Source organism: Burkholderia territorii (genome assembly GCF_001718335.1).
Lineage (GTDB): Bacteria > Pseudomonadota > Gammaproteobacteria > Burkholderiales > Burkholderiaceae > Burkholderia > Burkholderia territorii.
The window spans coordinates 1,982,189-1,996,251 of the sequence record NZ_CP013365.1; the positions used below are offsets into that span (position 1 = coordinate 1,982,189).

The 14,063-nt window shown below is 66.7% G+C and carries 13 protein-coding genes; 6 read left to right on the top strand and 7 right to left on the bottom strand.

The genetic code is table 11. From position 1 onward, the window contains the following. Positions 1–6: 6 nt before the first annotated feature. Genes betI through betA form a run of 3 tightly spaced genes read left to right on the top strand, consistent with a single transcriptional unit; the run spans position 7 to position 3,817 of the window. Complete coding sequence (betI, locus tag WS51_RS08775; protein WP_059466864.1) at positions 7–591, top strand: transcriptional regulator BetI; 585 nt, start codon at positions 7–9, stop codon at positions 589–591. Positions 592–624: 33 nt separating this feature from the next. Next, positions 625–2,094, top strand: a complete 1,470-nt coding sequence (gene betB, locus WS51_RS08780; protein WP_069228958.1) for a betaine-aldehyde dehydrogenase — start codon at positions 625–627, stop codon at positions 2,092–2,094. Positions 2,095–2,116: 22 nt separating this feature from the next. After that, a complete protein-coding gene (gene betA, locus WS51_RS08785) occupies positions 2,117–3,817 on the top strand; it encodes a choline dehydrogenase (RefSeq protein ID WP_059504234.1) in 1,701 nt (566 codons plus the stop codon). Positions 3,818–3,894: 77 nt separating this feature from the next. Here the strand turns inward: betA and WS51_RS08790 are convergent, their stop codons facing one another. The 6 genes from WS51_RS08790 to WS51_RS08815 all read right to left on the bottom strand — a co-directional run bounded on the left by WS51_RS08790 (position 3,895) and on the right by WS51_RS08815 (position 10,631). Continuing rightward, positions 3,895–5,007, bottom strand: a complete 1,113-nt coding sequence (locus WS51_RS08790) for a hypothetical protein (protein ID WP_069228959.1) — start codon at positions 5,005–5,007, stop codon at positions 3,895–3,897. A gap of 241 nt (positions 5,008–5,248) precedes the next feature. Beyond that, a complete protein-coding gene (locus WS51_RS08795) occupies positions 5,249–5,752 on the bottom strand; it encodes a hypothetical protein (RefSeq protein ID WP_059452179.1) in 504 nt (167 codons plus the stop codon). Between the two features lie 121 nt (positions 5,753–5,873). Continuing rightward, positions 5,874–6,698, bottom strand: coding sequence for an OmpW/AlkL family protein (locus WS51_RS08800; protein WP_059504240.1), 825 nt, complete (start codon positions 6,696–6,698; stop codon positions 5,874–5,876). Positions 6,699–6,771: 73 nt separating this feature from the next. Next, positions 6,772–8,025: a DUF2957 domain-containing protein gene (locus WS51_RS08805; protein WP_069228960.1), complete on the bottom strand. Its 1,254-nt coding sequence runs from the start codon at positions 8,023–8,025 to the stop codon at positions 6,772–6,774. A 71-nt stretch (positions 8,026–8,096) separates the two neighbouring features. Then, the gene (locus WS51_RS08810; protein ID WP_059452176.1) at positions 8,097–9,710 is read right to left on the bottom strand and encodes a DUF2957 domain-containing protein; all 1,614 of its coding nucleotides are present in this window, start codon (positions 9,708–9,710) and stop codon (positions 8,097–8,099) included. Positions 9,711–10,334: 624 nt separating this feature from the next. Beyond that, positions 10,335–10,631 (bottom strand): cupin domain-containing protein, encoded by a 297-nt coding sequence (locus tag WS51_RS08815; protein WP_069229170.1) that lies wholly within the window; start codon positions 10,629–10,631, stop codon positions 10,335–10,337. Between the two features lie 424 nt (positions 10,632–11,055). Here WS51_RS08815 and WS51_RS08820 point away from each other — a divergent pair, with 424 nt between their 5' ends. The 3 genes from WS51_RS08820 to WS51_RS08830 all read left to right on the top strand — a co-directional run bounded on the left by WS51_RS08820 (position 11,056) and on the right by WS51_RS08830 (position 13,627). Further along, the gene (locus WS51_RS08820) at positions 11,056–12,000 is read left to right on the top strand and encodes an ABC transporter ATP-binding protein (protein WP_059978227.1); all 945 of its coding nucleotides are present in this window, start codon (positions 11,056–11,058) and stop codon (positions 11,998–12,000) included. Positions 12,001–12,005: 5 nt separating this feature from the next. Then, complete coding sequence (locus tag WS51_RS08825) at positions 12,006–12,776, top strand: ABC transporter permease (protein ID WP_059452173.1); 771 nt, start codon at positions 12,006–12,008, stop codon at positions 12,774–12,776. Positions 12,777–12,925: 149 nt separating this feature from the next. Next, a complete protein-coding gene (locus WS51_RS08830) occupies positions 12,926–13,627 on the top strand; it encodes an oxygen-binding di-iron domain-containing protein (RefSeq protein ID WP_069228961.1) in 702 nt (233 codons plus the stop codon). A 48-nt stretch (positions 13,628–13,675) separates the two neighbouring features. Here WS51_RS08830 and WS51_RS08835 read toward each other — a convergent pair whose 3' ends face one another. Beyond that, positions 13,676–13,906 (bottom strand): hypothetical protein, encoded by a 231-nt coding sequence (locus WS51_RS08835; protein ID WP_059504249.1) that lies wholly within the window; start codon positions 13,904–13,906, stop codon positions 13,676–13,678. Positions 13,907–14,063: the final 157 nt, after the last annotated feature.

Below are 14,063 nucleotides of genomic sequence, written 5' to 3' on the forward strand. Positions count from 1 at the left end.
GTCGCGATGCCGAAAGTCGGAATGCGGGAGATTCGTCGCGCGCAGTTGATCGACGCGACGCTGCGCTCGATCGACGAGGCCGGCCTGCCCGGCACGACGCTCGCATCGGTCGCACAGCGCGCGAACATCTCGACGGGCATCGTCAGCCATTACTTCGGCGACAAGGACGGCCTGCTCGAAGCCACCATGCGCCACGTGCTGCGCGATCTGTGGGCGGCCACCACGCGCCGCCGCGTCGCGGCACGCAAGGACCCGCGTTCGCGGCTGCGCGCGATCGTCGCCGCGAACTTCGACGACACGCAGGTCAGCGCCCCCGTGATGAAGACCTGGCTCGCGTTCTGGTCGCAGAGCATGCACGACGCGATGCTCAAGCGCCTGCAGCACGTGAACACCCGGCGCCTCCATTCGAACCTGTGCGCGGAATTCGCGAAGGCGCTGCCGCGTGCGAAGGCGCGGGAAGCCGCCAGCGGCCTCGCCGCGCTGATCGACGGCCTGTGGCTGCGCGGCGCCCTCGCCGGCGGCCCGATCGACACCCGGGCTGCCCTGAAGCTCGCCCACGATTACATCGACCTGCTGCTCGCGTCGGACTGACGCGTCACGCAGTCGCCCCTCAAGGAGATCCTCATGTCCGTATACGGTTTGCAGCGCCTCTACATCGGCGGCGGTTACGTCGACGCCACCAGCGGCAAGACTTTCGACACCTTCGATCCCGCCACCGGCGAACTGCTCGCGCAAGTGCAGCAGGCGAGCGCGGCCGACGTCGACCGCGCGGTCGCCTCGGCGCAGCAAGGCCAGCGCGAATGGGCCGCGATGACCGCGATGCAGCGCTCGCGCATCCTGCGCCGCGCGGTCGATCTGCTGCGCGAACGCAACGACGAACTCGCCGCGATCGAGACGCGCGACACCGGCAAGCCGATCGGCGAGACGCTCGCGGTCGACATCGTCACCGGCGCGGACGTGATCGAGTACTACGCGGGCCTCGCGACCGCGATCGAGGGGCTGCAGGTGCCGCTGCGCGCCGAGTCGTTCGTCTATACGCGCCGCGAGCCGCTCGGCGTGTGCGCGGGCATCGGCGCATGGAACTACCCGATCCAGATCGCGTGCTGGAAGACGGCACCCGCGCTCGCGGCCGGCAATGCGATGGTGTTCAAGCCGAGCGAAGTCACGCCGCTCACCGCGCTGAAGCTCGCGGAAATCTATACGGAAGCCGGCGTGCCGGCCGGCGTGTTCAACGTCGTGCAGGGCGACGGTTCGGTCGGCGCGCTGCTGACGGGCCATCCGGACATCGCGAAGGTGTCGTTCACCGGCGGCGTCGAGACCGGCAAGAAGGTGATGTCGCTGGCCGGCGCATCGTCGCTGAAGGAAGTGACGATGGAGCTCGGCGGCAAGTCGCCGCTGATCGTGTTCGACGATGCCGACCTCGACCGCGCCGCCGACATCGCGGTAACCGCCAACTTCTTCAGCTCGGGCCAGGTCTGCACCAACGGCACGCGCGTGTTCGTGCACCGCTCGGTCAAGGACGCGTTCACGCAGAAGGTGCTCGAACGCGTGAAGCGCATTCGCGTCGGCAAGCCGACCGATGCCGACACCAACTTCGGCCCGCTCGTATCAGCCGCGCAGCTCGACAAGGTGCTCGGCTTCATCGAGAGCGGCAAGGCCGAGGGCGCGAAGCTGCTCGCGGGCGGCACGCGCCTGACCGACGGCCACTTCGCCAACGGTCAGTACGTCGCGCCGACCGTGTTCGGCGACTGCCGCGACGACATGAAGATCGTCCGCGAAGAGATTTTCGGGCCGGTGATGAGCATCCTCGATTTCGAATCGGAGGGCGAAGTGATCGCCCGCGCGAACGACACGCACTACGGCCTCGCGGCCGGCGTCGTGACCGAGAACCTGTCGCGCGCGCACCGCACGATCCATCGCCTCGAAGCCGGCATCTGCTGGATCAACACGTGGGGCGAATCGCCGGCCGAGATGCCGGTTGGCGGATACAAGCAATCCGGTGTCGGACGCGAGAACGGCATCACGACGCTCGAGCACTACACTCGCATCAAGTCGGTACAGGTCGAGCTCGGCCGCTACAACCCGGTGTTTTGAAAACGACAGGAGATACCCCGTCATGACGACACGCGAATACGACTACATCATCTGCGGCGCCGGTTCCGCGGGCAACGTGCTCGCGACGCGCCTGACGGAAGATCCGAACGTCACGGTGCTGCTGCTCGAAGCGGGCGGCCCCGACTACCGCTTCGACTTCCGTACGCAGATGCCGGCGGCACTCGCCTATCCGTTGCAGGGCCGTCGCTACAACTGGGCCTACGAGACCGATCCCGAGCCGCACATGGACAACCGCCGGATGGAATGCGGCCGCGGCAAGGGCCTCGGCGGCTCGTCGCTGATCAACGGGATGTGCTACATCCGCGGCAACGCGCTCGACTACGACAACTGGGCGACGCACAAGGGCCTCGAGAACTGGACGTATCTCGACTGCCTGCCGTACTTCAAGAAGGCGGAGACGCGCGACGTCGGCCCGAACGACTATCACGGCGGCGACGGCCCCGTATCGGTCACGACCAGCAAGCCGGGCGTGAACCCGCTGTTCGAGGCGATGGTCGACGCGGGCGTGCAGGCCGGCTACCCGCGCACCGACGACCTCAACGGCTACCAGCAGGAAGGTTTCGGCCCGATGGACCGTACCGTCACGCCGAAGGGCCGCCGCGCGAGCACCGCGCGCGGCTACCTCGACCAGGCGAAGGCACGGCCGAACCTCGAGATCGTCACGCATGCGCTCGCCGACCGCATCCTGTTCGACGGCAAGCGCGCATCGGGCGTCACGTATCTGCGCGGCACCGAGCGCGCGACCGCACATGCGCGCCGCGAAGTGCTCGTGTGCAGCGGCGCGATCGCGTCGCCGCAATTGCTGCAACGCTCGGGCGTCGGCCCCGGCGCGTGGCTCAAGGAACTCGACATTCCGGTCGTGCTCGATCTGCCCGGCGTTGGCCAGAACCTGCAGGATCACCTGGAGATGTATATCCAGTACGAATGCAAGGAGCCGGTGTCGCTGTATCCGGCGCTCAAGTGGTGGAACCAGCCGAAGATCGGCCTCGAATGGATGCTGAACGGCACCGGTCTCGGCGCGAGCAACCACTTCGAGGCGGGCGGCTTCATCCGCACGCGCGACGACGACCTGTGGCCGAACATCCAGTATCACTTCCTGCCCGTCGCGATCAACTACAACGGCTCGAACGCGATCGAGATGCACGGCTTCCAGGCGCACGTCGGCTCGATGCGTTCGCCGAGCCGCGGCCGCGTGAAACTGCGCTCGCGCGACCCGAACGATCATCCGAGCATCCTGTTCAACTACATGGCCGAAGCGCTCGACTGGCGCGAGTTCCGCGATGCGATCCGCGCGACGCGCGAGATCATGCGGCAGCCCGCGCTCGACCGGTATCGCGGCCGCGAGCTGAACCCGGGCGCCGACTGCAAGACCGACAAGGAACTCGACGCGTTCGTGCGCGCCCGCGCGGAAACCGCGTTCCATCCGTCGTGCTCGTGCAAGATGGGCTATGACGACATGGCCGTGGTCGACGAAGAAGGCCGTGTGCACGGGCTGGAAGGCCTGCGTGTGGTCGATGCGTCGATCATGCCGATCATCACGACCGGCAACCTCAACGCACCGACGATCATGATCGCCGAGAAGATCGCCGACAAGATTCGCGGCCGCAAGCCGTTGGCGCGTGTCGACGTGCCCTACTTCGTCGCGAACGGTTCGATGGCGCGCAATGTCGCGAAGGCGGTGCGGCAGCCGGAAACGGCGTAACCGCGCGAGCGCCCTCTCCGGCGCGCAGCGGCAACATGCACGGCTCGTGGCGCTTTCGCCGCGAGCCGTTTTTCATTTCATTCGGCGCACTCTCCGCCCGTACTGAAGCGCGTGATGGTCGCCCTCCTCGGCCGCACGCGTTTCGCGCGCACGATCGGATTCGATTGCGACGTGAAGCTCATCGCGCCGCGTAGCCGATCGAACGCGACATCCTCCTGCCTCCCGAAGCGGCCGATCGCCGGCCACGCGAGCGTGTCATCGAGCCACGCCTGCCATGCATCGCCATGAAAACGACGCGCGAACGCGCGCACCATGCCCGGCGCGGCGATCACGATGCCAGCCAGCAGGTAGTACGCCCAGAAACTGCCCGCGCCGACGAGCCGGTCGAGCCGGCACACGGCCACCGCCGCAAGCAGGCCGTCCACCGACGCGAGATCGGTGCGGCGTTCGCGAATCGCCCGTGCGACCAGATTGTGCCGACCGCCGTACGCGGCGAAGGAAATCCCGTTGCCGCCCGCAAGCTCCGCGCAGAACACCGCGAGCGCGGCCATCTCGTCGACGCGCGCGGCATCGTCGCGCGGCCCGCAGACGCGCAGCACGATCGCGTCGATCACGGCCCCCGGTCCGGCCGACGGCTCCACGCAGGCGGCCGCGACGGCCGCGCGTCGCTCTCTCAGGTTCTTCGCAGGCGGCGGCCCTTCGTCGCTCGCAAGTCGCGCCCGCATTTCGTCATCGTCCACTTCGTCACTGCCGGGCGCGACGCCGCCGGCAATCCGCTCGAGCGCGGCCCAGCCGTCGTTCGGATCGTCGAAGGCCCACGCATCGATGAAGCCGTGCGCCGCATCGAATGCCGCACGCGATCCCGGGCAGCATCGCTCCGCGTGCGCGAGCTGCCTCGCATCCGGAACGTGCGTGCACGCATCGGTCGCGTCGCACGCGCAGCCGCCACCGTCCGTTGCAAGCCACGGCGCGAGCTCGTGCAGGACGGCGATCGCGTCATGCGACAGGTTCGCGCCGGCACGCACTCGAGCCGCGTGCGTCGGTGTGGCGGCCGTCGCGCCGGCGTCGACCGTCGCCACGCGCGCCGCATCGTTCAGGTAGTCGATCAGGTACTGCAGCCACGCGGCCGTGCGCAGCCGGTCGGGCGTCGCAGCGCGGGCATCGCCATACTTCGCTGGATCGGTAAGCATGGGGGGTCCGGAATGGTTCTGGCAAATCGGAACGATCGTTCCGTGTCCGTCGTCGCAGGCGGCGCGGTGCGTCGCACCGGCCGCTGCATGGCCGCCCGCATCGGATCGCGACGCAGGCGGCCGGCCGGTCGTCACGCCGATACGCGCGACGACGCGAATGCATCGCGAAACCGGATCGCCCGCCGCGCATCGTTGCACGGCCCTCGTCCCTGGCGAGCGTCCGGTTCCGACCATGCAACGCTTACTGCACGTGGAACTTCGGCGACGTGGCGACCGTGCCGCTGACCGTGCAGTCCGGCGTCAACACCGCGTTGTTGAACGTCAGCGACGAATTCGGATCGCTCCACGTCGTCACGACCTTGCTCGGTCCGCAGGTGCCGAGCAGCGAAACGGTCACCTTCGCGTTGTTGATCGACAGTTGCGTCGTGCTGTCGGCCTGGCCCGTCCACGGCGCCGCGCTGGTCGCGCTGCCGCTGATCAGGCCGCACGTCGCGGCGCCGGTGAACGTCGTCGACGTGATGTTGACGATGCCCGTCGAAGTGATCGTGCCGTTGAACGTCGCGTTGCAGGTCGCGTTGATCGACCCCTTGGCCAGGACCGTGAGGCCCGTCGCGGAGAACGGCTCCCCGTTCGGGTTCATGGCCTGCCCGTCGGCACGCGACACGGTCACGGCGAAAGCAGGCGCGGCCGACGCCGCGGTGAATGCCACTGCAGCAACAAGCGATACGATTTTGCGAATGCTCATTTGAACTGCCCCCTCTCTCTTCACAAATGGCGGCATGCCGCCAGGAACGCGACGCCCCGGCCGGATCGGCCCGGCCGCTCGGTCGCAGGAAACCGCCGGCGCGCGACGCACGCCGGACGGCTCAGAACTTGTAGGAAATCCCGACGAACGTGATCAGCGGATCGGCCTTCAGGCGCGTGCGCGTGGTCGCGAGCGTCGAGCCGTCCGCGGCCTTGATCACGAGCGACGAGTAGGTCTTCAGCGGCATGTACGTGAGCGTGGCCGTCAGCCCCCAGTGCTTGTCGATCGCATAGCTCGCGCCGACGTTGTAGACCGGCGTGAACGACGACGACGCCTTGCCCTCCACCGAGGTCGGCCCCGGCTTGCCGGCGCCGGCCGCGAGCACGCTGCCGAGGTTTTCGTTGATGTCCTTCGCGAAGTTGCCGTTCAGTTCGATGTTGCTGAACCAGCTGTAGGCCACGCCGATCCCGACGAACGGGCGAAACTTCGCGGTCGGCGCATTGAAGTAGTACTGCAGAATGATCGTCGGGCTCCATTGCCGCGCGTTCTTCACGGCAGGCTGGTTCGACGGATTGTCCATGTTGACGCTGCCGAGCGAGCCGGCCGGGCCCGGCGGCCGGATCACGCCATGCCCGGTCAACGTGAACTCGGGCGGCACGCCGAGCACCGACGTCACCGCGATATGGTCGGTGAAGAAGTGCGTGAGCGTGAGGCCGACCGTATCGGCGTTGTTGACCGTCAGGCTCGTGCCCGGCGAAGTGAACGACCCGGGCAGCCGCAACGGCCCGTTGATCGGCATGCTCGCGAGATTCGTCGTCAGCCCGTTGGTCGAATCCTGCGGCATGATGTGCAGCCAGCCCAGCGTCGCGACGTTGTCGCCCGCCTGCTGGGCCGATGCGAGCGTCGACGCGCCTGCGACGACACCCGCGACAATCAGCTTCTTCATGAAGTCTCCCCCTCATTCTGTCGGCGCGCCGCGCAGCCTTGCGCGACGCGACCGTGTCTCCATCCGCGCGCGGTCACTGCACGAACGCGCCGACCGTGAAGTACGGATTGCTCGTATCGGCCATGTCGAGGAAGCCGAACACGCCGCCCGTAAACACGAACTTGCCGGTCGCCGGACCCGATGCCGCGTCCGAGTGCACGGTCGTCACGACGCCCGGCACCTTCTGCGTGTAGTCGAGATTCAGCGCGCGCGTGAGCGCGGCTTGGGACGCGTTGAACGGATCGAGCAACGTCGCCTGTGCACCGACGAGCGCGGTCGCGCGGTAGTTGAACGCGCTGTCGACACCCGTGTACTCGCCGTTCTGCGAGCCTTGGGCGATTGCCGACTGCGGGCTCAGGAACGAGATGCCCGATTCGTCGTCGGCGCTCGGCGGGCCCTGCGTGAGGTCAGCGTTCGCGGCACCCGTGCGGATGAAGACGGGCACCAGCTGGTTGCGCAGCTTGCCGACGATCAGGATGCCCTTGCCGGCCTTCGACGGATCGAGCGCGGCGAGCGTCGGCGGAATCTGCGGCTGGTAGTTCAGCGACTGGAACGCCGGTGCGTCCGGGCGCAGCGTGAACGGCTGGTTCACGGTCGCGCTCGACGCGAGCGGCAGCCCGCCGTTCTTCTTGCCGAAGTTGTCCGTCTCGACGTAGCTGCCGTCCGCGTTGATCGTCACCTGCTGGTCGAGCGCCACCGGCTGGAAGTTCTGCGACGGCACCTGGTGGTAACCGAGCTGGTTGTACGTGCCGGCGATCTTCGACAAATCGGTTTCGAGCGACGAGAAGCTGATGAACGGGTAGTACGGAAACGTCGTCTTCGGAATCCTGCCGACGCCGATCACGCCGTCGAACTGGATCGTCGCGCCGGGAATCGCGCCACCCAGCACACCTTCGCCGAGGAACAGGCGGGCCGGCCGGCTCGGGTCGAGGCTCGCGTTCTGCATCCTGAACGTGCACTGGTTCAGCTTGGCGGTCGGCAGGCCGGTTTCGTCGGCCAGCGTGCCGTCGACGACGTTGGCCGGCGCCGTGTCGCGCGTCGGTTGCACGGTGCCGGTGGCCGTCGGCACCGGCGATGCGAGGTAGGTCATCCGGTACGTCATCTTCGTCGTATCAAGCTGCACCTTCACGAGCTCGCCCGAGCCGGACCCGCCGATGAACACGGTGTCATAGCCGATCGTCTGCGGGCACAGCCGGACCACCGGCGCGGGCGGCGGGTCGCCGTCGCCGCCGCACGCGGCCAGTACGGGCGCGAGCGATGCCGCGGCCATCCAATGCTTCACATTCATAGGAATCCTCTTGAATTTAGATTCGCCGGCGGCGACGCGTGCGCCGCCGGTGTTCCATGTTCGCTACGCCGTTACTGGACGAACGCGCCGACCGTGAAGAACGGATTGACCTTGCTGTTATTGACGACCATCGCGTAGATGTTCCCGGCCGTCACGAGCCAGCCGGTGTCGCCCTTGCCGAAGATCGCCACGTTGCCGTTCGCGCCCTTCGCGTTGAAGTCCTGCGAGGCCGTGACCTTGATCTTGCCGGGCGTGGCCTGCGTGTAGTCCAGCGCGAACTGCGACGTGACCGACGACGTCTGCGGGTCGATGAACGCCGCGGTGGCGCCCTGGAATAGCGTCGACGTATAGTTCGCCGCCATCGTCGACACGGCGGTGCCGTCGTTGCAGCTGCCGGCCTGTGCCAGGAAGAAGGTGCCGTCGAACGTGCCGGGCAGATCCGGATGCGGGATGTTGTTGTTGAAGCTCGGCCCCGCCGTCGCGATCGCGAACGTCGCGGTGCTGGGCGCCACGATACCGCACGCGGATGCGCTCGTTGCGCCGATGAAACCGCCCTTCAACGAATTGGCCGCGACGGCCGTGGTCCGCGACAGCATCGAGATGCCCACCTCGGCGTCGGCAACCGACGCCAGCAGGTTGCTCGGGTCGATATGCGTGTAGCCCACGCGAATCACCACCGGCACCAGCACGCCGTTCAGCTTGCCGACGATCATGATGCCCTTCGCCTGGCTCGGCGCAACGATGACGATGGCCGAGCCCTGCCCCGCGAACGGATAGACGAGGCTGCCGCCGGCGCTCGCCACCGGATGGCTCACGAACACGTTGTCGGACGAGCCGTCCGCGTTCTTGCGCAGCGCCCACGGCGTTCCGGTGGTCTGGCACGAGTAGTCGCTGCCGGCCGTGATGGTGCACGAGCCGTCCGCATTGAACGTCTGGTTCCAGTTGACGACATCGGGCTGCCAGCCGACCGCCCCCGTGCTGCTCTGCGCGCTGCCACCGACCGGCGACAGATGGATGCCGAGTTCGTTGTAGTTCCCGGCGACCTTCGAGAAGTCCGTTTCGGTATCTGTGAAGCCGATGAACGGATAGAAATCGAAAGTGCGCGACGGCACGGTGCCGAGCACGATGCCGGGGAACGGCTCGAGACCGGCGAACGCGATCGTCGCGCCCGGAATCCCGCCGCCGACCACGCCGTTGCCGACGAACAGCATCGGCGGGTCCGCGCGATTGATCGTCACCGCATACGCGCCGTCGCTCGTCGCGCCGCTGTCGAGCACGAACGCGCAGCGGTTCTGCTCGGCGGTCGGCAGATTGGTCGGATGATGGAATGCACCGCTGATCGTCAGGCCCGCGCGCGTGTCGTTGACCTGCCCCGCCGACGTCGGCACCGACGATTCGATGAACTGCATCTGGTAGGTGAGCTTCGTCGTGTCGAACTTCACCTTCACGTATTCGCCGCTGCCGGCGCCACCCGTGTAGGTCGTCGTGTAGTCGAGCGAATCCGGACACAGCTTGGTCACGACGGGCGGCGTCGTTTCCGCGCCGCTCGGCCCGCATGCGCTGCCCGAGCACTGCGGCACGTTGATCGGGCCCGGATCGTCGCCGCCGCCGCAACCGGCAACGAACGGCAGCGCCAGCACGGCGCACGTCAGGATCGCCTTCCGCCAATCAGGAATGCAAAACATCAACCCCTCCTTTTGAGGTACGACAGGTCTCGCCCGAGCGGGCTGCGTGGCCCGCCGGTTGGTATCGCGCCGCCGCGACGTCGCGCGGCGCATGACGATGCGCGCAATGCGCGCCGCGTTGCCGGCCATGCAAATGCGATCAGGATCGCTGCGGCAGGCGAGCGCTATCCGGCGCCGCCGTCATGCGGCACGGCGCCATCGGGAAATCGAAATGGAATGTGGTGGGCCGCTACAGCGACATCGCGTTGCGATGACGCTGGCGTGCGATGCGCGTCGTGCCCGCATCCGGCGAAAAGCACGGAATCGGCAGTGCGGCCAGGCCCTCGGATAGGCGTCTCATGTATTGGTCTCCGTACGTACGCTTGATTCGTTATCGTGATGCGACGTTTGTCGAGACTATGATCGGACGATCCGCACAAGTAAATGGATGCAGAGTTCCAAACGTGCCGGCCCGCGAGATCCTAGTGCGAGCACGGTTTTTGACACTTTTTCAAACAGCCTTCAATTTATTTGCTCAGACAAATACCCAAGCCGTATAACGCGCGTTTGAAATGTCGGCGGTCGCCCCGCGCGAGCCCCGGCGCGCGGGCCTCCGGCGGCCCGCATGCATGCTGCGGCGCAACCTTACACGTCGATGATCGCGAGTGTGCCGGCGTTGCCGGGCAGCACCGCGTGGTGCGTGCCTGCGACCGCGAGATACATCTGCCCGGCCTCCACGATCACCGTCTCCCCTTCGACCTCGAGCATCAGCCTGCCCTCGAGCACCAGCAGCCCTTCGTTGTAGTCATGCACTTCCGCTTCGTACGGCTGCGCGTCCATGCGCAGCACCTTGATCCGTGCCGGCCCGACTTCGCCGACGATCGTGGACTTCCATGCAACGGCCTGCGCGGCCGCGACGGACCTGAAATCGATCAAAGACATGCGCTTCGCTCCGGGAAGTGACAGGAACGCATTATCGCGAGCGCGGCGCCCGCCGTCCCGATACGGCGCAGCGCCGCTCGGGCGGCACAGTCGCCAGCCGCCCTCCCGGCACGCGCAGACGCGATCGACGGCCGGTTGCCCGAAAACGGCACGCATTATTCGCCCGATTCGAATAAAGCATCACTTTATTGAATGTAATGCCCATATTGGCCGCAAATCCGGCACGGGCATCGCACATCCTTTGCATCGAAATGCATTTCCATCTTCCGATTGCTAATATGGCGGTCCTGCGATCCCGCACCACAACGCCGTTCGACATGACGCCCGTTCGCCATGCCGCACCCGACACCCGTCGCTTCGCCGCGGCGGCACCGGGCACGCGCGGCGCGCGGCGTCGGGCCGACCGGCCGTGCCATCCGTGAGCATGCAACCGATCCTTTCCGTCTCCGACCTCTCCAAGACTTACGCGTCCGGCTTCCAGGCGCTGAAGCACGTGAACCTCGACATCCGCCCGGGCGAGATCTTCGCGCTGCTCGGGCCGAACGGCGCGGGCAAGACCACGCTGATCGGCTCGATCTGCGGCATCGTCACGCCGACCGAAGGCCGCGTGACCGTGGGCGGGCACGACATCCGCGATCAATATCGCGCGGCCCGCGAAATGATCGGCCTCGTTCCGCAGGAGCTGACGACCGACGCATTCGAAACCGTGTGGGCGACGGTGTCGTTCAGCCGCGGGCTGTTCGGCAAGGCGCCCGATCCGGCCTACATCGAAAAGACGCTGAAGGCGCTGTCGCTGTGGGACAAGCGCGACAACAAGCTGATGACGCTGTCGGGCGGCATGAAGCGCCGCGTGATGATCGCGAAGGCGCTGTCGCACGAACCGCGCATCCTGTTCCTCGACGAGCCCACGGCCGGCGTCGACGTCGAGCTGCGCCGCGACATGTGGAAGCTGGTCGACTCGCTGCGCGAAAGCGGCGTGACGATCCTGCTGACCACGCACTACATCGAGGAAGCCGAGGAAATGGCCGACCGGATCGGCATCATCCTCGGCGGCGAGCTCGTGCTCGTCGAAGAGAAGCGCGAGCTGATGCGCAAGCTCGGCAAGAAGCAGCTGACCGTGCAGCTCGAGCATCCGCTCGCGACCGTGCCGGACGAACTCGCCGCGTTCGGGCTCGAACGCGCGGACGACGGCGCCGCGCTCGTCTACACGTACGACTCGCAGCGCGACGACGCGAGCATCGCAAAGCTGATCAACGCGCTCGGCGCGGCCGGCATCGGCTTTCGCGACCTGCATACGACGCAGAGCTCGCTCGAGGACATCTTCGTCAGCCTGATCGACAACCGCCGCAACGGCACACAAGGGGCGTAACGCACATGGCGAACTGGAATTGGCACGGCATCCGCGCGATCTACCGCGCCGAAATGGCCCGCACTCGCCGCACGCTGATGCAGAGCATCATCGCGCCGGTGATCTCGACGTCGCTGTACTTCGTCGTGTTCGGCTCCGCGATCGGTTCACGCATCAGCGACGTGAACGGGATCGGTTACGGGTCGTTCATCGTGCCGGGCCTCGTGATGCTGTCGCTGCTGTCGCAGAGCATCTCGAACGCGTCGTTCGGCATCTACTTCCCGCGCTTCACGGGCACGATCTACGAGATATTGTCCGCGCCCGTGTCGTACTGGGAGATCGTGATCGCGTACGTGGGCGCGGCCGCGTCGAAGTCGTTGCTGCTCGGCTTGATCATCCTCGCGACGGCCGGCCTGTTCGTGCCGCTGCACATCCTGCATCCGTTCTGGATGGTGCTGTTCCTCGTGCTGACGTCGATCACGTTCAGCCTGTTCGGCTTCGTGATCGGCATCTGGGCCGACAGCTTCGAGAAGCTGCAGCTCGTGCCGCTCCTGATCATCACGCCGCTCACGTTCCTCGGCGGCAGCTTCTATTCGGTCGACATGCTGCCGCCCGCGTGGCGCATCGTCACGCTGTTCAACCCGATCGTCTACCTGATCAGCGGCTTCCGCTGGTCGTTCTACGGGCTGGCCGACGTGCACGTGGGCATCAGCCTTGCCGCGACCTCGCTGTTCCTCGCGATCCTGCTCGCGGTGGTCGCGTGGATGTTCCGCACCGGCTACAAACTGAAGAACTGACCGGGCGCGCCACGGGGTTGCCCCGGTTCGCGGATCCGGAGCGGCACTGCTAGACTGGATCGGAAGATCGACTGCCGCCGTGTGCCGGCACCGCGATACGCGGTGCGCAGGCCGCGCGGCTCCGCCCCTTCCCTGCGCGAGGATCCCCGATGAGCGCCTCCCGAATCGACGCCGTCCGCGACGGCCTGTTTCGCGCCACGTCCTACGTCGACACGCTGAATCTGAGCTTCAGCCAGTTCTTCGTACGATCGCCGCACGGCGACGTGCTGTGCGTCGAAACGGGCACGCGTTCCAACTTCACGCAACTGAGCGCGGCGCTCGACACCGTCGGCATTGCGCCGTCGATGGTCAGCAACGTGATCGTCCCGCACTTCGAGGCCGACGAAATGGGCGCGCTGCCCGACTTCCTCGCGGCCAACCCGGCGCTGGTCGCGTACGGACATCCGATGTGTACATGGGGGCTTGCCGACGTGTTCGGCGTGCGCGCGATTCCGCTGAAAGACGGCGAGCAGACGACGCTGTCGGGCATCGACGTCGTGCCGATCTTTACCAAGCACGTGCATCAGTGGGACGCGCTCGTCGTGTATCTGCCGGCGTACAAGGCACTGCTGTCGTCGGACATCCTGATGCGTTTCGGCAGGGAGGAGACCGACGACCCGCTGCCGGCGATCCTCGACGCGATCACGCGCTCGGACTACCTGCCGTCGCTTGCACACCTGGCGAGCGCATTGCGCCGCATCCAGACGCTCGATCTCGACATCATCCTGCCGATGCATGGCCCGGCGATCACGCACAACATCGCGCGCGTGATCGCCGGTGTGATTGCGCATTGCGAGGCGACTGCGGCGTAATGCACGCGCTGCCGCGTGTGATCGCCGGGCGCGGCAGCCCGTCGCCGGTCAGGCGCCGGTCACGACGAATTCGGCGGCCGCCTTGCTCTGGATCGCGGCCATCACCGCAAGTTCGCGCTTGCTGCGCGGCTCGCCGCATATGACGCCCGTCGCATGCTTCGCCTTCGCGCCGAGCGGGAAGAACACGAACGACGCGCCGGCCGGCGCATCCGGCTCGGCACGCAGGCGCTTGTTCAGAATCTTCAGGTACTTTTTCTTCGAGACTTCCTTCGTTGCCATGGCGCCCTCCACGTGAACGTAATGCTGACCAGCATACCAGTTTTGACCGGCGGCTCCGGCGCGCTGCAGCATGAGCGGCCTGCACGCGAATCCGCCGGCTGGCGCACGCGGTCATCAGATTTTTTTTCGCTCGATGTCGATTCGCGCGCGCGCCATG